The sequence below is a fragment of the Flavobacterium sp. B183 genome (genome assembly GCF_023539155.1).
GTDB lineage: Bacteria > Bacteroidota > Bacteroidia > Flavobacteriales > Flavobacteriaceae > Flavobacterium > Flavobacterium tructae.
Map to the genome: position 1 here is coordinate 5,305,907 of NZ_CP097434.1, position 18,124 is coordinate 5,324,030.

Sequence of the window (18,124 nt, forward strand, 5' to 3'; positions counted from 1 at the left end):
CAGATATTTAAAATTAGTGAATTCGTGGCTATACAAACAAATTATAAAACTGCTTTACAACATAAAATCTTCGATATCATTTCGAAGGCATCCCGGGAACTCAACGTTGACAGTTATGTCATCGGAGGTTTTGTTCGGGATTTACTTTTAAACAGAGGTTCTAAAAAAGATATTGATGTTGTTGCTGTAGGCAGCGGTATCGAATTGGCACTTAAAGTTTCTGATTTACTTCCTAATAAACCAAAAGTTCAGGTTTTTAAAACTTATGGAACTGCCATGCTTCGTTTTGAAGATACCGATATTGAATTTGTCGGAGCAAGAAAAGAATCTTACAGTTCAGACAGCCGAAATCCAGTAGTGGAAAACGGAACATTAGAAGATGATCAAAACCGTCGGGATTTCACGATTAATGCTTTGGCTTTATCATTAAACGAAGAAAACTTCGGAGATCTTTCTGATCCTTTTAATGGTTTGTCTGATTTAGAGAACAAAATCATCAAAACCCCTTTGGATCCGGACATCACTTATTCTGATGATCCGCTGCGCATGCTGCGTGCGATTCGTTTTGCCACACAATTGAATTTCCAAATAGAAGAAAATTCATTAAATGCCATCACAAAAAATGCCGATCGCATTAAAATTATTTCAGGTGAGAGAATTGTTGACGAATTAAACAAAATCCTCTCCACTCCTAAACCTTCTACCGGCTTTTTACTATTATACAAAACGGGACTTTTAGATCTAATTTTACCTGAATTAACAGCATTAAATCAGGTAGAAGAAATTGAAGGTCATACCCATAAAAACAACTTTTATCACACATTGGAAGTGGTCGACAATATTTGCCCAAATACAGACGATGTATGGTTACGCTGGGCAGCTTTATTGCACGATATTGGAAAAGCACCCACAAAACGTTTCAATAAAAAACAAGGCTGGACTTTTCACGGGCATGAGTTTTTAGGTGGAAAGATGACTAAAAAGATTTTCGAACGTCTGCACATGCCGTTGAACCACAAAATGAAATTTGTGCAAAAAATGGTTATCATGAGTTCACGTCCTATTGTTTTGGCTGACGACATCGTAACCGATAGTGCAGTGCGTCGTTTGGTTTTTGATGCCGGTGAGGATGTCGAGAACCTAATGACTTTGTGTGAGGCAGATATCACCACCAAAAATCCGTCAAAGTTTAAAAAATACCATAAAAACTTCGAGCTCGTCCGCAAGAAAATCGTTGAAGTCGAAGAACGCGATCATGTTCGTAATTTTCAACCGCCCATTTCGGGTGAAGAAATTATGGAAATCTTTGATTTGAAGCCTTCAAGAGAAATCGGAATTTTGAAAGAAGCTGTAAAAGAAGCAATTCTCGAAGGTGACATTCCAAATGAATATCAGGCTGCTTATGATTTTGTGATTAAAAGAGCTGAAAAATTAGGCTTAAAAAAAGTATAAAGAATTAAGTATTATTTTATAAAATGAAAAAAGAAAATAAATCAGTAATCATCTGGTTGCTATCAGGTTGTGTTTTGCTATTTTTAATGGTTGTCGTTGGCGGAATTACCCGTCTGACCAATTCAGGTTTATCCATGACCGACTGGCATTTGGTAACAGATACTTTTCCACCTCTGACAGAAGCAAAATGGAATGAAGCATTTGAACAATACAAGAAATTCCCAGAATATCAAAAAATCAACATACACAACGATTTTCAGCTTTCAGATTATAAATTCATCTATTTCTGGGAATGGTTTCACCGCTTTATCGGTCGTATTATCGGACTGGTTTTCTTTGTCCCTTTTGTTTATTTTTTAATTCGAAAAAAACTCGATCGTTCAACCATAAACAAATGTATTGTTCTTTTGGCAATGGGAGGTTTTCAAGGTTTTCTTGGATGGTTTATGGTTCGCAGCGGATTAATCGACAATCCGGATGTTAGTCATTTCAGACTTTCTCTTCATCTTACTTTTGCTTTTATTACTTTTGCTTATACACTTTGGGTTGCCTTAGATTTAATTTATCCGGAACGCAATGTTTATAAAATAATTCCGCTTCGTAATATCGCAAGAATAGCTCTTGTCGCTTTACTGATTCAAATTATTTACGGCGGATTTGTAGCCGGTCTTAATGCCGGTTTAATACACAATCACTGGCCTTTAATGAGTGACGGACAATTTATTCACGATTCGGTTTTTATTGAACAGCCTACTTTGGTTAAAAACTTAATCGAAGGAAAAAGCGGAGTTCAGTTTGTACACAGAACTTTTGCTTATGTAGTAGTGGCTCTTATCCTTTTCTTATATTACAAAGGAACTCAATTTTCTCTAACCAGAAATCAGTCTAAGGGAATCAACGTTCTTCTTGTCTTTGTTTTTATTCAGTTCTTACTGGGCGTTTTTACACTTTTATACAGTGTTCCTCTAGCACTAGGATTAATTCATCAAATTATGGCTTTTTTCCTTTTGAGTGCCATGACCTACACTTTGCACCGATTGAGTAAATAATAACTTAAATTATATAGAAAGAGCTGGAAAATTCCAGCTCTTTTTTATTTAAGGATATCGCCCGAGCCCACGGCTCTCCATATTTGATAAACTTTTTTTTAAGCGGATTAAAATCCGCTCCTACAAAATGCGTCGAGCCAATGGCTCTCTCTTAATCATTAAAACCGCTCAAACACATTATAATTTAGAATATGGCCCAAGCCTACGGCTCTCCATATTGATAACCTATTTTTTAAAGCGAATTAAAATCCGCTTTAAAAAATGCGTCGAGCCAATGGCTCTCTCTTAATCATTGAAGCTGTTCAGGCACATTATAAAATTCCGAAGGAATGACAAATATTGTAGCAATGGATTTTGATCCATTGAAAAATAAATTCAACCCGCAAAAAAGTTCCGTAGGAACGATACATTTATTAAATAAATTTACCCCAGCCAGTTTTTAAAGTCCTGCACTTTCTCACGGCTCACAATTACCTCATCCTCTTTATAAGTTGGCAAAATTACCTTTAACCGTGAATTGGTATAAACCTGAATTTCTTTTATCGCCGTAAGTGGAACAATGAATTTTCGGCTAACGCGAAAGAAATCTTTTTTATCGATTTCCTGCTCCAGGATTTCTAAAGTCGAATCAATTAAATAATTTCTATTATCAAAAGTATGAATGTAGGTTCCTTTATTTTCACTAAAGAAACACTCAATTTCGTCTGTTGTAATGACCTTTAAATGCTGTCCGATTTTAACTGTAAATCGTTTTTTATAATTCTTTTCAAAGGGATTTGACAACATTTGACGAATTTGTTCAAAATCAAGTTGCAAATTTGAATTTTCTGAACTTGTTTTGGGTAATCTGGTTTTGAATTTCGCAACAGCAACCTCCAGATCATCTTCATCAATGGGTTTTAAAAGATAATCGATACTGTTTAATTTAAATGCTTTTAAGGCATATTCATCATAAGCCGTGGTAAAAATAATGGCGCTCTGAATATTTATTTTTTCGAAAATTTCAAACGACAAACCATCAGACAATTGAATATCCAGAAATATGAGATCCGGATGTTCATTATTTTCAAACCAATAAACGGATTCTTCAACAGAATGTAACATGGTCTTTACAGCAATATCTAACTTTTCGAGTTTTCGTTGTAGTAATCTTGCTGCCGGTTTTTCGTCTTCTATAATTAATGTGGTCATTTCGTAAGATGCAAAATTTAAAAATTCAGTTTAAAATTACTTCCATTTATTTTTATTTTCAGCCTCTTTCTTCATTATTTTTTGAATTTTCTTTTGCTCCCAATCTCTATTGAAAAAAACATCAGGGCCAAAAACAGAAATTCCATGAATCACTAAAGCAATTCCCCAAAAAAATGCAGTCGAATAAATTTCCCAATCACGGAATCCTCTAATGACAAAATGATCTCCTATATAACTTTGATTCAGACTTGAAACAATGATGATAATGTTCACCAATATATAAACTCTTAAATGCGAATAAAAGCCTTTAATTCTCTTTACTTTTTTGTATGCCAAATTGAAACTTTCGTCTGTACTAAACTCATGTGAATACTCTTCGTACATCTGTCTTCTAAACTGTCCCATATTATTTTGATTTAAAAATTATTGCCATTTTGTGTTATTGTTCTGTGCCTCTCTCTCCATATATTTTTGGATCTTTTTTTGTTCCCATTCATTGCTGAAAAAAATATCAGGACCAAATACGGTGAAAGCATGAATGACTAAAGCTACTCCCCAGCATATGGCTGTCGAATAAGTACGCCAGTCTAACAATCCGTTTTCATAAACACTATGGCTGAAATAATCTCTGTTTAAATTAGAAACTATAATGATGGCATTCACAATCAAATACACTTTTAAGTGTGTGTAAAAGCCTTTGATTTTTTTCACTTTTCTGTACGCTAAATTATAGCTTTCGTCTGTACTAATTTCATCTCTGTAAACTTCGTACCTGTCTCTTCTATATCGTCTCATTTTACTTTAATTATTGCCATTTATTTTTATTCTCTCTCTCTTTTTCCATCAGTTCTTTGATCTTTTTCTCTTCCCAGTCTTTTCCAAGAACCGGAAATACATTAAAGACTTTCAAACCGTGAAAAACCACTCCAACTCCCCACCACATTAAAGGCCAGTAAAACCATAAATGCCTTGGTGATGTATAAAGATTGATAAAAATCAGAACAAGATTTACAATAACGTATGCTGTTAAATTGCCATAGAAACCTTTGATTTCCTCCACTCTCTTTTTTGCGAGGTAATATTTATCCTCTTCATTCAAATTTACTTCCATGACTACTCCCATTTTTGTTTTTTTTCCTTTTTCTCTAAGATGCTCTTCATTTTACGCTCTTCCCACTCTTCTCCAAAAATTTTAAAAGAAGCGAATATATCTATCGCCGATACTACAAAAGCAGTGGTCCAGATACACATAACAAATCCGTTCAGATATTGTACAGGAAAAATATTAAGTGGAAGTCCAAAATAATCTTTTAAAATATAAAGTATAAGACCCACACTGTAGAAAATCACATGGGTGTAAAAAGCCTTTAACTTCACCACCTTTTTACTTGCCATCTTTTGAAGTTCGAAATCTTCCTGTTCCTTATTAAAATTAGTTTCCATAATTATTCTCAGGTTTTCTTAATTTTTCTTTTTCCAAAATTTCTTTGATTTTCTTCTCTTCCCAATCTTTACTGAAAAAAGGCGGGATATCAAACACTGTCAGTCCATGAATGACTACTCCTACACCCCAACCTAAAACGCACCAGACAAACCATAAATATTCAGGCGAGGTTATAAGATTTACGGTTATCACAATAATGTTTACCAGTATAAAAACCGCCAGGTGCTCGTAAAACTCTCTAATTTCTTTTACTTTTTTCTTGGCCTGATAAAAACGTTCAGCTTCTATAAAATCCTTTTCCATGGCTACTTCCAGTTTTTTTGTTTGTTTTCACGTTCCAGAATCTCTCTTATTTTTCGTTCTTCCCAATCTGAGCTGTACCCAAATACTTTAAAAGCATGCATGACAACTCCAAATCCCCAGCCTAAAGCCGAGAACCAAAACCACTGAAATCCAGGAGAGTACCTCAAATTTATAAAAATTAAAAATGGTACCACACAACAATATGAAATTACGTTACCGTAAAAACCTTTTAGTTCCTCTACTCTTTTCTTAGCTCTGAAATAAGCTTTATTTTCGTCGCTATATTCTGCACTTGTTTCCATAACTGTAATTTGTTTGGTTAAAATTGGAATTTTAACAGTGAAATTTTCTTCGTTTTGTTCAATCAGAACCTTTCTGTTGGTTACAATTGAATATCGGTTAACAATGTTCTGCAGCCCAACTCCCTGTCTGTCCTGTAAAACTTCTTTCTTCTGAAAATCATTTTGTATCGCCAGATAATCTCCCTCTACAAAAATCCTGATATGCAACGGTTTTTGCTCGCTAACGATATTGTGTTTTACCGTATTCTCCAGTAAAAGCTGCAAGGATAGCGGAACTACTTTTGCATCGGGATTAATATTTGTCGTTGGTAATTCATAAAACAAACTATTCTCGAATCGCATTTTAAGCAAATTCATATAGGTTTTAGCAAACGACAGTTCATCTTCAACAGAAACCAGCTCCTTGTCTTTTTGCTCTAAAACGTAGCGATAGATTTTAGACAAAGAGGTCGTAAATCGTTGTGCATTATCCGGGTTTTCTTCAATTAAAGAACTAAGAACGTTTAAACTGTTAAAAAGAAAATGTGGGTCTATTTGATTTTTTAAACTTTCGAATTTTGCATTTGCCGTTCCTGCAATAATTTTTTGTTGTGTTACTTCAAATTTAGATGCCTGTTTCCACTTCACCATAAAGCTTCGGGCCTGCATGAAAGTTGACACTCCGAGAGACAGAATCACATAAAATAGGTGAGCCCAAATCATCCTTTCACTAAAAAACTGATCCGGTGGAAGATGCTGAACAAATACGCAAACAACATAATTGATTCCCAAAACAACCGGAACGGTATACAATATGGTAATCAAAATTCCATAATACACCCTTAAGTTTGTTTGTTCCAGCCAATCCCACTTTTTGTCCAAAAGAACGTTAATAAATCCGTTACCAAAGCCCAATCCAAAAGAGTAAAGGCAGCTTATCCCAAAGGTTAGCAATACATTTTCAACATTTAAATCGGTACCTAAAAAAGCGCAGAACAAAACGGTAAAGACCATAGAAATCTTGAAACACATAAGGGTTCCACTTTTTAATTCAGCAAACGAGTTTCTATGATCTTTCATTCTATTCTTTTGGTATTAAATTATTTTTTACAATTCTTTTGCGTTTCCAAAGCTCTTTCTAATCCCCATTTTGGAGAAAAAGGTGTCGCTGGTTTAAAAGTAGCAAAAAGTTCGACAGCTTTATCCACCTGTGCACATAACGGTTTGGTATCAACCCCGGACCATTTTGCTCCTCCAATCTGGTAATCCGCTTCACCAAAAACAATTCTCGGATTATTCGGGTCTATCGCTTTTCCTTTTGCATAAGCTTCCATCACCTTAGCCGAATATTTCATTCCGTTTGTCATTGGATCAGCTACTACCCAGGCTGTATAAATTAAAGCCTGCATCGCATATAATTCGGCATTATTTTGATCTTTAACAAATTCTGTATCCAGTGCATCTTGCGCTTTCGTAAGCAGCAAATCAATTTTTGTTTTATCTTTTTCAGAAAATGCAGCTGTAGTATTGATTAAGGCTACATAGTAATTTGGCAGGTAACTGTTTTTTTCTGCTGCAGCAATTCTTTCAAACATAGCCGAAGCTTCCGTATTTTTTCCTTCTTTCCAAAGCCCGAAAGCTTTTCCCATTCCTTGTTCAAATTGTGTTTGTGCAGATATTAAACTGCAGATAAATAAAGTAATAATGGTAATAATCTTGGTCATGATTTCTTGTTTTTAAAGTTGTTAAATATTTTAAATTTTGATATTCTAAGTTTTTGTTGATGATTAAAACTCTTTTTTTTTAGGTTCAAAGGTTCAGAGTTCCAAAGTGGCAAAGTTTTTATTTTCTTATCCGTTAACCTTTGTCTATTTGTTCCTTGTTAATTTATACTTCAAAAGTATATCGGATTTTATTCTTTTAAAATTAAATGATACCGAGTTGTTGATTTTGATGACTGAATTGTTTTTTTCTGAGTTGCAAAGGTGCAAAGCGACAAAGGTGCAAAGATTCCAAAACTGGATAAAGCATTTCTTACACTAACCTAATTATGTCCTTCAATTTTCAAAACCCTTAGGCCTCTGAACCTCTGAACCTCTGAACCTTTGAACCTCTGAACCTTTGAACCTCTGAACCTTTGTAACTATGCCGCTTACAAATTCTTCAACTGATTCTCATTCTTATTCTGACTAATGGTCCAGAAGAAACCAACGAAGAAAAAGCGATCGGCGGTTGGTATAATGGCTTGTCTATTGTAAACTCCGTTGGTATCGGGATTTTTTGCGTAATCATATCCAAAAACATTTTGAGTTCCCAATACATTTGAAACAGAGAAATACAGGATTTTTTGAGTGGTTAATAAATAGGCCCAGTTGAAGCTCAAACTATTATACGCTTTTGTTCTTCCATTCATGAACTGCGTCTGATTTGGATCGTTGTACGGACGTCCGGAACTGAAACTGTTTGTAAAACCAATCTGAGATTTCCAATCGGTAATAAAATATTTGGTTACGACAGACAGGGTATGATGAGCCACAAAACTAGGAGTTACCATCGCTGGAAAATTCTTGTACTGTCTCTCTGAATCGATATAGGAATAAGAAATCCAGTATTCCAGGTTTTTATGGAGATTGCTGTCTCTCCAAAACAAATCCAATCCTTTTGCATAGCCCGAACCGTTGTTGTTGAAAACCGAATTGTACTGAATATCTCTCGTGTTGTATTGTACTAAATTGCTATAGTCTTTATAGTAAGCCTCTGCTCTAAAAGTTTGTCCCGGTTTGGTGAACTGATAATTTAAGATATAATGTCTCGCTTTCTCACTTTCAAACTGATGGTATTTGGAGTATTTAATATAATCGACTACCGGTGTCTGTGTAAAATCTCCGTAAGCAAATGAAAACTGACTGGTTTTTGAAATTTTATAAGCCAGAGAAGCTCTTGGAGCAATGTTTGTTTCGTTTAGCAAACTGTTATTCGAAAGTCTGAAACCTACTTTTGCAGCCAGTTTTTTCGAGAATAGAATATCTCCTTCCGTATAAAAAGCAGCAATATTAGAATCGTAGCCATTTGCTGTTTTTATAGTATTATTATCTGTATAATTTTCATTAAACTTTGTGATGAAATAATCGGCTCCAAATGACAACTTGAAATAATTCGAGATGTTTTTTCTCAATTTTAATTTTAGCTGAGCTGCATTTTCATTATTGTCCACATCATTAATATCAAATTTAATTTTGTTTTTGCTGTATCCGTAACTAACTCCTGATGTGAGTTGCCAGCCTGTTCCAAAATCTCCCTTATACGATGCATTCAGATAAAAGTTATTATTGTCCAGATCCGTTCGGATAGGATTCGCAAAGTTGACATTTTTCTGATTCAAATCGAATTTCTCTGCATCAAAAGCAGCGTAGAATTTAAAAATTCCTCTTTCAAAATTATAACGATATACGGCCTCACCACCCAAAGACTGATACGGATTATTCCAATCTACGTTTTGCGGAATTACAGCCTGATAAGGTGCCAGATTAATATAATTGGTATTGATACTGAACGAGCTTTTTTTCCATTTTTGAGTATTCCCTACTCCTAAACCTACAGTCATTAAAGCAATATCCGTTTTATTCTGATCCGGTTCATCCTGAGTGTTTAGCAACAAAACACTTGATAAAGCTTCACCATATTCTGCGGAATATCCTCCTGTTGAAAATGCAATTCCACTAAACAAAAATGGAGAGAATCGGCTTCGGGTTGGCAAATTATTAGTCGTTGCACCATAAGGCTGTGCGACACGAAGTCCGTCTACAAAAGTTTGTGTTTCGCTTGCCTCACCTCCACGAACAAATAAACGTCCATCTTCGCCAACGCTTTGTGTTCCCGGTAAAGTTTGTAAAGCTGCAATAATGTTTCCCGCAGATCCGGCGGTAGTCACAATATCCAGAGGTTTTAAAACGGAAACTCTTGCTTTATCCCCTGATTCTAAAGTCCCAGCGGTGATAACAACGGCATCAAGTGCATTTACATTCTCTCTGAGTTTTACCGTTTGATCTTTATAATTGGCTACATCTATTTCCTGTTTGAAAGTTTCGAAAAGCAAAAAACTCACTACCAAAAATTTATTTCCTTTCTCACTGGTTTCAAATGAAAAACTACCGTTTTCAGCACTTGTCGCTCCGTCATAAGTTCCGTCTATGTAAATATTAGCGCCCTGAACAGGCTTTCCTTTTTGATCAACAACTTTTCCTGAAATCGTATTCTGGGCAAAAGTAAAAATGGTAAAGAATAATAAAATAAAAGTAATTTTGGTTTTCATGATTTTGGTTTTTGATAGAGCAAATGTATTTTAACATTTCCTGTTAAAAAATATTAAATAACCCAATTGTAGAATTTTAAGGATGAGTTGTAAATATCTAATTTGTATCTTAGCTATGAATTCTAAAATCTTCACTTATGTCAGAAAGCAAAAGAATTTCAAATCTGTATCAATCCATTTATAATGGAGATCCATGGCTGGAAGTTAACTTAACCAAAACTTTAGAAAACGTAACTGCCGCACAGGCCTACCGGAAAATAAATCCTAACTTAAATACCATTTGGGAAATTACCAACCATTTGATCCAATGGAGGAGAAACATTCTAAATCGTATGCAGGGAGAGACTGTAATAACACCGGATCACAACTATTTTGTGCCTGTTTTGGACCCATCAGAAGCAGCTTGGGAGCAATCGCTTCAAAGTCTGGCAAAATCACAGGAAGCCTGGAGTACTTTCTTTCAGGATTTTGATGATGCCGATTTGGCTAAAATTTATGTAAATAATGGTCATACTTATTATGAACATCTTCACGGAATTATTCAGCATGATGTGTATCATTTAGGACAAATTGTTATCTTGAAAAAACTTCTTTAAAATAAGTATGCTATGAAAAAATTGTTTTCAATTTTCGCTTTATTGTTTGTAATCGCTATTGGATTCGCTCAGGAATCAGAAACTAAATTTGATGAAAAACTGGCTAAATCTCTGAATGCGGATGAGTATGGAATGAAAAAATATGTCTTCTGTCTTTTAAAATCCGGAAGCAACACCACCGCATCCAAAGAAGAAAGCAAGAAACTGTTTGAAGGTCATATGGCGAATATTGGAAAATTAGCCAAAGAAGGAAAACTGGTTGTTGCCGGTCCTTTTATGAAAAACGACCGAAATTATCGAGGCATCTATATTTTTAATGTTGAAACTATAGAGGAAGCAAAAGCATTGGTAGCAACAGATCCTGCCATAAAAGCCAATTTGCTTGAAGCCGAATTAACCCCTTGGTATTCCAGTGCTGCTTTGCAGGAAACTTTAAAAATACACGATAAAATTGCCAAGAAAAAAATATAAAAACACTTTATGAAAACTGAGAAGGAAAAAATGATTGCCGGAGAATATTATCTGGCCGGTGACCCTATTTTAGTGAAAGAACGCCGAAAAGCCAAAAACTTACTGCACCGCTTAAATGTTACTGAATACCGAATGACCAAAAAAGCAAAGGAAATTTTAGCAGAATTAATTCCGAATGCAGGCAAGAGTTTTTATATAGAACCTCCTTTTCATTGCGACTATGGTTACAATATTTCATGTGGCGATAACGTTTATTTTAATGTAAACTGTGTTGTTTTGGACTGTGCTCCGGTAAATATTGGATCAAATGTGTTTTTTGCACCAAACGTTCAAATTTATACCGCCACCCATCCGCTTGACGCTGAACTCAGAAAAACACTCGAAAATGCCTTACCCATTTCTATCGGAGATGATTGCTGGATTGGCGGAAATACGGTAATTTGTCCGGGTATCACCATCGGAAAAGGCTGTGTGATTGGTGCGGGATCAGTAGTGACCAAAGACATTCCGGACAACTCGCTGGCCGTTGGAAATCCGGCAAAAATTATTCGAAAATTAAATCAGGAACCCCAATAAAAAATCAATGCTTACCTTAAATAAAGTTCACCATATTGCCATTTTATGCTCGGATTATCAAAAGTCTAAAACTTTCTATACGGAAGTTCTGGGACTTACCATCATTAGAGAAATCTATCGTGAAGAACGTCAATCCTACAAACTAGATTTGGCTCTGAATGGTATTTATATTGTCGAATTGTTTTCGTTTCCCAATCCGCCAAAAAGACCTTCAAGACCCGAAGCTGTCGGCTTGCGTCATTTGGCTTTTGAAGTCATTAACTTAGAGGAAACCATCGCTTTTTTAAACACTAAAAACATCGAATCAGAGCCTATCCGAATCGATGAGTTTACCGATAAGCGATTCACTTTTATTGCCGATCCTGACGAATTACCCATTGAATTTTATGAAAGATAAGATCAAAACGAACAGAAGATATTTTCTTTAACTGATAATTTTAACACAATATATGGAGCGATTTGTATTAAAAACCGAATTTGATTAGCTAATTTTGTAATCCGCATAAAAAAATGCGATTTCAAAATCAATCTCTGATGAACAAAACGGCGAAAATCAAAAAAAATCATCAATTTATTGTCCTCAAAAAATTAGTTATTGTTTCCATATTAATAGGCTTTCTTTCTGCCTTTTTAGGAATCTCCCTTAAAAAAATTACCGAGTATTACGAAGAAATTTTCTTTCATGAAGTCTCCGTAAATCCTGTTTTTTATATCATCTTCCCCGTTTTTGGATTGTCTGTTATTTACTTTCTTAGACAATATCTCTTTAAGAAAAAAGAAAACAAGGGCATTAAAGAGGTTTTCGAAAGCACCAAATCCTCTTCCAAAAACTTGCCTTCTTATAAAATTCCGTCCCATTTTATCAACGGATTACTGACCGTAATCTTTGGAGGCTCTACCGGAATTGAGGTTTCAACCGTAGTGGCCACCGCCACCATTGGCTCTGTTGCACAGCAAAAAGAAAATGTGTTTCGCCAATACAAGACCGAACTAATATGTGCGGGAGTTGCAGCGGGAGTAACCGCTTTATTCAGCAGTCCGATTGCGGGAATTTTATTTGCTTTAGAAGTAATCTCCAGAAAAGTAACCCGTGCTTTTATTATTTCCAATATTATTGCCGTTTCCATTGCTTTTGGTTTGCTCTCTATTTTAAAAGAAGAACCTTTATTCACAGTCTCCATTACAACTTGGCATTTAAAAGCGATTCCCTACTTTATACTTTTAGGAATATTAGCTGGGCTAAATTCAGTTTATCTCACACGTTGCGTGCTTTTTTTTAAATCTCAATTCGGAAAAATCGATACACATTATTATAAAATCTTAATTGGTTCAGTGGTTTTAAGCATTTCTCTTTTTATTTTCCCTCAATTGTATGGAGAAGGATATCACGCTATAAAAGGGATATTCAGCACTACATCTGAAATTCCATTAACCATAACTTTATCGCTAACATTGATTGGTGTATTGATTCTTAAACCAATTGTAACCTCTATCACACTGGCTTCCGGAGGCGATGGTGGAGTATTTGCACCAAGCTTGTTTATTGGAGCTTTTTTAGGATTACTATTGGCATCTGTATTGAATACCTTTTTTCACGTACATGTAATTCCTGTAAATTTTATGATTATCGGAATGGCGGCTGTTTTAAGCGCCAGCATTCATGCTCCTTTTACAGCAATATTCTTAGTTTGCGGATTAACTAACGATTACACATTGTTTATCCCAATCTTGGTCGTTTGTTTGATATCAAAATATACCGCAAAAATGATTTATCCTTATACCGTTTATACTTATTCGCCAGGTTTACTAAAATAAATTTTCAAACACTGATATAACACATCAGTTCAGGTTTTAGTCCTGAATTTAAAAAATACCACATCAAATATTTAGCAAATATGCCAACTCCAAAAATAAAAAGAGGCTATCGTAAAACCCGTTATATACTTTACAAAGAGACTTTAATCGATTATAAAGAACATTTTTGGTCATTTATTGGATCTTTTATTGGTATTGGAATCCTTTCTTATCTGGAATCTATTCGCTTTTCCGGCACCGATATTGTTTTCTTAATTGGTTCTTTTGGAGCCTCGAGTGTGTTGGTTTACGGAATCATTCAAAGTCCGTTCTCCCAACCCCGAAATTTAATTGGAGGACATGTAATCTCAGCAATTATCGGAGTAACCATAAACCAACTAATTCCGGACATTGTTTGGCTGTCTGCACCTTTGGCTGTTTCCTTATCGATTATATTTATGCAAATTACCAAAACGCTTCATCCTCCCGGAGGAGCCACTGCACTTATTGCGGTTACAGGTTCTGCTCAGATAAAAGACCTGGGTTATATGTATGTATTTTCTCCCGTTTTAGACGGTGTCCTTATTTTATTCATAACGGCATTAATTTTCAATAATATGACTTCGAGCAGAAGCTATCCGAGCCACAGTACCTACCACAAACATTATCACAAGATCAGGAAAAGATTAATCGGAAAGTAATTGCTTTTCTCACGACAGTCATCTGAGCCGGAGTCAGAGCTTATTTATTACAAAAGACTCATACTGTGCTACCTCCGACGAATAAAAAATCTTTTCAACAATTCGTAAATCAAAATTCGTAAATCGTTAATTATACTTTACCTTTGCCCTTTCAATAAAAACAACGATTATGGTTTATAAATTTAGAGTAATTCTAGACGCCGAAGAAGATATTTTTAGAGACATTGCTATTCTTGAAGACGATACTCTTGAGGATTTACACAATGCTATCTTCAACGCTTTTGGTTTTGACGGAATGGAAGTGGCTTCGTTTTATACCTGTGATGAAACCTGGAATCAGGAAGACGAGATTCCGCTTTTTGATACTGGTGACGTTCCTGGTGAGCAAAGAACGATGGGCGATTATCCGTTATCTTCTATTTTAGACGAACAAAATACCAAAATTATCTATGTATATGATTTCATCAATATGTGGACATTCTTAGTTGAATTAGCTGCTATTGAAGATCAAATCGCAGGAGCTCCATACCCAGAAACGCTATTCTCACACGGAGAAATGCCGGACGAAGCTACAGAAAAGAACTTTGAAGCCGACATGCACGACGATATCTACGGAGAATTTGAAGACGATCTTGATGAGGATGATCTTGACATGTTCGAAGGCGATGACAGCTTTGAAGATTATGGATTTGAGGAGAATTGGAATTAGTTTGTAAGGTTCAAAGGTTCAGAGCGACAAAGGTTCAAAGGTATTTTCTATAAAATCTTTTCACAAAAGAAAGAATATTCTTATCTTTATGTTTAATTTTTTAAATATCATAGATTATGAATACTTTCCGGGACCTTTTAATATGGCAAAAATCAATGACTCTGGTCACCGAAATCTACCAAATAACAAAATCATTTCCAAAAGAAGAAATTTACGGACTATCTTCACAAATCAGAAGATGTTCAATTTCAATACCCAGTAATATTGCAGAAGGTTATGGCAGAGAAGGAAATAACGATTACCTGAGATTTTTAAATATTTCAATATCATCTTTATTCGAAATGCAAACCCAGCTTGAAATCTCATATAATTTAAAATATTTAAGCGAGAATCAATTTAATAAAATAAATGGAGAAAGCAGAGAAATTGAGCGAATGTTAAGCTCTTTTATTCGAAAAATAAAAGACAGAAAATAACCTTTGTTCCTTTGAACCTTTGCCACTCTGAACCTAAAAAATATGATCAACTTATTCAACACCCACATCGATACGCTTGCGATACACCGCGTAGGGAACAAAAGCAGAAACGAAGCGATTTTTTTATCGGAACAACCATTTAATTTAAATGATGAAATTGTTCCTTTGATCAAAGAGTACTTTTTTAAGCCTTTCAGAGAGAAAGAGGAAAACTATTATCAGTTTGCGCACGAAGTTGATTTAGACTACAACGACATGTTTAAATATGCGACAGAAATTTTTAGCAACCCTGGAAATTTACACGAGGTTTCAAAAAAAATCACCACGCATTTATTCGAACAATCCAATCACCCGCATATTAAAAACGGAGAGGTTTATATCACGTACCTGACCAATCTAAGTATCGACAATAATGTTGTAGATGCTATTGGAATCTTTAAAAGTGAGTTACAAGCTGATTTTTTACAATTTGAAGAGAAAGAAAGTAATCTTGAAATGATCCTGCAACAAGGAATCAACTTAAGTAAATTAGATAAAGGATGTTTGATTTTTAACTATAAAAAAGAAGAAGGATACAAAATCCTAACCGTTGACAGCAACCGTTATGACGCGCGCTACTGGTTAGAGCACTTTTTATCTGTTGATGCTTTTGAGGATGAAAACTTCATCACTAAAAAATACTTAAAATTCTGCCAGAACTTCGCCAAAGATGTAGTTTTACCAGCAGAAGACAAAAAAGAAGAAGTAATGTTCATGAACCGATCTGTGAATTATTTTGCAAAAAACGATCAGTTTGAAGAACAAAATTTCTTAAACGAAGTATTAGACAATCCTGAATTAATTCCTGAATTCAAAAACTATAAAGTGGATAAGGGAGAAAAATACAGCATCGAAGATGTAACCTCATTCCCTATTGCTAACGCAGCAGTTTCAGACGCCAGAAAATCGATCAAAAATGTGATCAATCTGGACACACACATTCAGATCAAAATGGATTTTATTAACCCTGAAAGTGCTGAAAAATTTGTTGAAAAAGGCTGGGATGAAGAAAAACAAATGTATTACTACTTAGTGTATTTCAATAAAGAAGAGAAAAGCTAAGGGTCATTCATTTTCTATTACTTACTTAAAGCAAAAAACGGCAACTACACTAGTAATTGCCGTTTTTTTATGCTTCATTCCAAAGTTACAATACTGAAAACATCGCTTTCAGAATATCATCGTAAACCTTCTTATCGTTCTCTCCGGAGCGAGCCAACACCCTGATTCCGGTATAATTATTAAAGATAAAACGAGCCAGCATTCTTGCTTCTAATTGCTTTGAAATTTGTCCAGCCTGCTGTCCTTTTTTTACTGCCGTCAAAAAAATCTCCTCCACCGTTTGCCGGTTATCGCTCACAATTTTAGCAATCTCTTCGTCATGCATTGCAAGTTCAACAGCAGCATTTACAACAAAACATCCCTTTGTCATTCGGTCATCCAGACTTTCAATAACCGCCTGTTTAAAAATCTCGGTTAAGGTTTCTTTTATATCTTCTGATTGATTTAAAAGGTTTCTTGTGGCTTCCTGCCCATGTTCCAGATACCTTCTTAAAGCTTTTGAAAAAAGTTTCTGTTTCTCTCCAAAAGTATCATACAAACTTGAACGGCTTAACCCCAAATGCGTTACCAGGTCCTGTGCCGAAGTACCATTATATCCTTTACACCAAAAAATTTCTATCGCTTTATCCAGAGCCTTATCCTCATCAAATTCTTTTGTTCTGGCCATAACTTCATAATTAAATTCTCTTACAAAGATACGAAAAATTACGGAACGATTGTTCCGTAATTAGAGCAAAAAATTAAACCACCGTATTTACAGTAAGCCCGCCATCTACCACAATTTCGGTTCCTGTAATAAACGAAGCATCGTCTGACGCAAGAAAAGTAACTGTCTTAGCAATCTCTGAAGCTTTACCAAAACGTTTCAATAAAATTTTATCGCTTAACGCTGCACCAAATCCTTCGATTTCTGCTTTTTCTAATCCTAATTTTCCAAAAATAGGCGTTTCAATAGGTCCCGGTGAAATTGCATTAATTCTGATATTTCTGGGTGCCAGTTCTGTTGCAAAAACACGGTTTAAAGATAACAGAGCCGCTTTACTTGCCGCATAAACTCCTGAATTTTCCATACCAACATTGGCATTTATAGAGGTATTAAAAATAACAGAACCTCCGTCATTTAAAATAGGCAACAACTTTTGAAGTGTAAAATAAACTCCCTTAACGTTCACATCCATAATCGAATCGTAATGACCTTCGGAAGCAGATTCCAAGGGAGCAAAAGAAGCGATTCCGGCATTTAAAAACAGGATATCAATTTTACCAAATTGGTCTTTCACTTCGGCAACTAAACCGTCAATTGATTTTAAATCGGATTGGTCCGATGCAATTCCGGTTACTTTCAATTCAGCTTCTGCTTTTGCCAAGGCTTCTTTGTTTCTTCCCGTCACAATTACTTTTGCCCCATTTGCTACCAAATCCGCTGCAGCTGCATACCCTATTCCACTATTTCCACCTGTTACAATGGCTACTTTATTCTCTAATTTTCTCATTTCAATTGTTATTAAATTACTGATTATTTGATTATTCTGATACAAAGATATAATAACGGAACGATCGTTCCGTTATTAATTACGTTAATATTTTGTTAAACAAAAAAGATTGCGTTTTACACCTGTTATTGACAAGCTTTTGCTCTATGCTATTATAAAGGAAAGAAATAATGAA

22 protein-coding genes are annotated in these 18,124 nt (G+C 35.1%); 11 read left to right on the forward strand and 11 right to left on the reverse strand.

The annotated features are described in order from the left end of the window. The first annotated feature begins 24 nt into the window (after positions 1-24). Positions 25-1,452: a CCA tRNA nucleotidyltransferase gene (locus tag M4I44_RS21720; protein ID WP_249966097.1), complete on the forward strand. Its 1,428-nt coding sequence runs from the start codon at positions 25-27 to the stop codon at positions 1,450-1,452. A gap of 23 nt (positions 1,453-1,475) precedes the next feature. Beyond that, entirely contained in the window at positions 1,476-2,501 is a 1,026-nt protein-coding gene (locus tag M4I44_RS21725; protein ID WP_249966098.1) for a COX15/CtaA family protein, read from the forward strand. A 423-nt stretch (positions 2,502-2,924) separates the two neighbouring features. Here the strand turns inward: M4I44_RS21725 and M4I44_RS21730 are convergent, their stop codons facing one another. The 9 genes from M4I44_RS21730 to M4I44_RS21770 all read right to left on the reverse strand — a co-directional run bounded on the left by M4I44_RS21730 (position 2,925) and on the right by M4I44_RS21770 (position 10,032). Beyond that, positions 2,925-3,692, reverse strand: a complete 768-nt coding sequence (locus tag M4I44_RS21730) for a LytTR family DNA-binding domain-containing protein (RefSeq protein ID WP_017495243.1) — start codon at positions 3,690-3,692, stop codon at positions 2,925-2,927. Positions 3,693-3,728: 36 nt separating this feature from the next. After that, positions 3,729-4,097 (reverse strand): 2TM domain-containing protein, encoded by a 369-nt coding sequence (locus M4I44_RS21735; protein ID WP_017495242.1) that lies wholly within the window; start codon positions 4,095-4,097, stop codon positions 3,729-3,731. Between the two features lie 18 nt (positions 4,098-4,115). Beyond that, the gene (locus M4I44_RS21740; RefSeq protein ID WP_017495241.1) at positions 4,116-4,487 is read right to left on the reverse strand and encodes a 2TM domain-containing protein; all 372 of its coding nucleotides are present in this window, start codon (positions 4,485-4,487) and stop codon (positions 4,116-4,118) included. Positions 4,488-4,497: 10 nt separating this feature from the next. Then, positions 4,498-4,803 (reverse strand): 2TM domain-containing protein, encoded by a 306-nt coding sequence (locus M4I44_RS21745; protein WP_198288037.1) that lies wholly within the window; start codon positions 4,801-4,803, stop codon positions 4,498-4,500. A gap of 2 nt (positions 4,804-4,805) precedes the next feature. Then, positions 4,806-5,135, reverse strand: a complete 330-nt coding sequence (locus tag M4I44_RS21750; RefSeq protein WP_017495239.1) for a 2TM domain-containing protein — start codon at positions 5,133-5,135, stop codon at positions 4,806-4,808. Next, positions 5,125-5,439, reverse strand: a complete 315-nt coding sequence (locus M4I44_RS21755; protein ID WP_017495238.1) for a 2TM domain-containing protein — start codon at positions 5,437-5,439, stop codon at positions 5,125-5,127. The genes M4I44_RS21750 and M4I44_RS21755 overlap by 11 nt, the downstream gene beginning before the upstream one ends. Before the next feature lie 2 nt (positions 5,440-5,441). Beyond that, a complete protein-coding gene (locus tag M4I44_RS21760; RefSeq protein WP_070907422.1) occupies positions 5,442-6,800 on the reverse strand; it encodes a 2TM domain-containing protein in 1,359 nt (452 codons plus the stop codon). Between the two features lie 20 nt (positions 6,801-6,820). Further along, positions 6,821-7,444, reverse strand: a complete 624-nt coding sequence (locus tag M4I44_RS21765) for a hypothetical protein (protein WP_017495236.1) — start codon at positions 7,442-7,444, stop codon at positions 6,821-6,823. 428 nt (positions 7,445-7,872) lie between these two features. Beyond that, a complete protein-coding gene (locus tag M4I44_RS21770) occupies positions 7,873-10,032 on the reverse strand; it encodes a TonB-dependent receptor (RefSeq protein WP_249966099.1) in 2,160 nt (719 codons plus the stop codon). A gap of 137 nt (positions 10,033-10,169) precedes the next feature. Between M4I44_RS21770 and M4I44_RS21775 the strand changes: the two genes are divergently transcribed. From M4I44_RS21775 to M4I44_RS21815, 9 genes are all read left to right on the forward strand, one after another. Beyond that, complete coding sequence (locus M4I44_RS21775) at positions 10,170-10,628, forward strand: DinB family protein (RefSeq protein WP_249966100.1); 459 nt, start codon at positions 10,170-10,172, stop codon at positions 10,626-10,628. A 12-nt stretch (positions 10,629-10,640) separates the two neighbouring features. After that, positions 10,641-11,099 (forward strand): YciI family protein, encoded by a 459-nt coding sequence (locus tag M4I44_RS21780; RefSeq protein ID WP_017495232.1) that lies wholly within the window; start codon positions 10,641-10,643, stop codon positions 11,097-11,099. A gap of 9 nt (positions 11,100-11,108) precedes the next feature. After that, positions 11,109-11,675, forward strand: coding sequence for a sugar O-acetyltransferase (locus M4I44_RS21785; RefSeq protein ID WP_017495231.1), 567 nt, complete (start codon positions 11,109-11,111; stop codon positions 11,673-11,675). Between the two features lie 7 nt (positions 11,676-11,682). Then, a complete protein-coding gene (locus M4I44_RS21790) occupies positions 11,683-12,072 on the forward strand; it encodes a VOC family protein (RefSeq protein WP_017495230.1) in 390 nt (129 codons plus the stop codon). Between the two features lie 113 nt (positions 12,073-12,185). Further along, positions 12,186-13,490 (forward strand): chloride channel protein, encoded by a 1,305-nt coding sequence (locus M4I44_RS21795; RefSeq protein WP_017495229.1) that lies wholly within the window; start codon positions 12,186-12,188, stop codon positions 13,488-13,490. Between the two features lie 80 nt (positions 13,491-13,570). Then, positions 13,571-14,170, forward strand: a complete 600-nt coding sequence (locus tag M4I44_RS21800; protein WP_249966101.1) for an HPP family protein — start codon at positions 13,571-13,573, stop codon at positions 14,168-14,170. A gap of 169 nt (positions 14,171-14,339) precedes the next feature. Next, on the forward strand, positions 14,340-14,879 hold the full coding sequence (locus M4I44_RS21805) for a hypothetical protein (RefSeq protein WP_017495227.1): 540 nt from the start codon (positions 14,340-14,342) through the stop codon (positions 14,877-14,879). Positions 14,880-14,995: 116 nt separating this feature from the next. Then, entirely contained in the window at positions 14,996-15,355 is a 360-nt protein-coding gene (locus tag M4I44_RS21810) for a four helix bundle protein (protein ID WP_249966102.1), read from the forward strand. A gap of 42 nt (positions 15,356-15,397) precedes the next feature. Further along, on the forward strand, positions 15,398-16,456 hold the full coding sequence (locus M4I44_RS21815) for a nucleoid-associated protein (protein ID WP_017495225.1): 1,059 nt from the start codon (positions 15,398-15,400) through the stop codon (positions 16,454-16,456). Between the two features lie 85 nt (positions 16,457-16,541). Here M4I44_RS21815 and M4I44_RS21820 read toward each other — a convergent pair whose 3' ends face one another. Beyond that, positions 16,542-17,123 carry a TetR/AcrR family transcriptional regulator gene (locus tag M4I44_RS21820; protein WP_249966103.1) on the reverse strand — a complete coding sequence of 194 codons (582 nt, stop codon included), beginning with the start codon at positions 17,121-17,123 and terminating at the stop codon, positions 16,542-16,544. Between the two features lie 73 nt (positions 17,124-17,196). Beyond that, entirely contained in the window at positions 17,197-17,949 is a 753-nt protein-coding gene (locus M4I44_RS21825) for an SDR family oxidoreductase (RefSeq protein WP_249966104.1), read from the reverse strand. Positions 17,950-18,124: the final 175 nt, after the last annotated feature.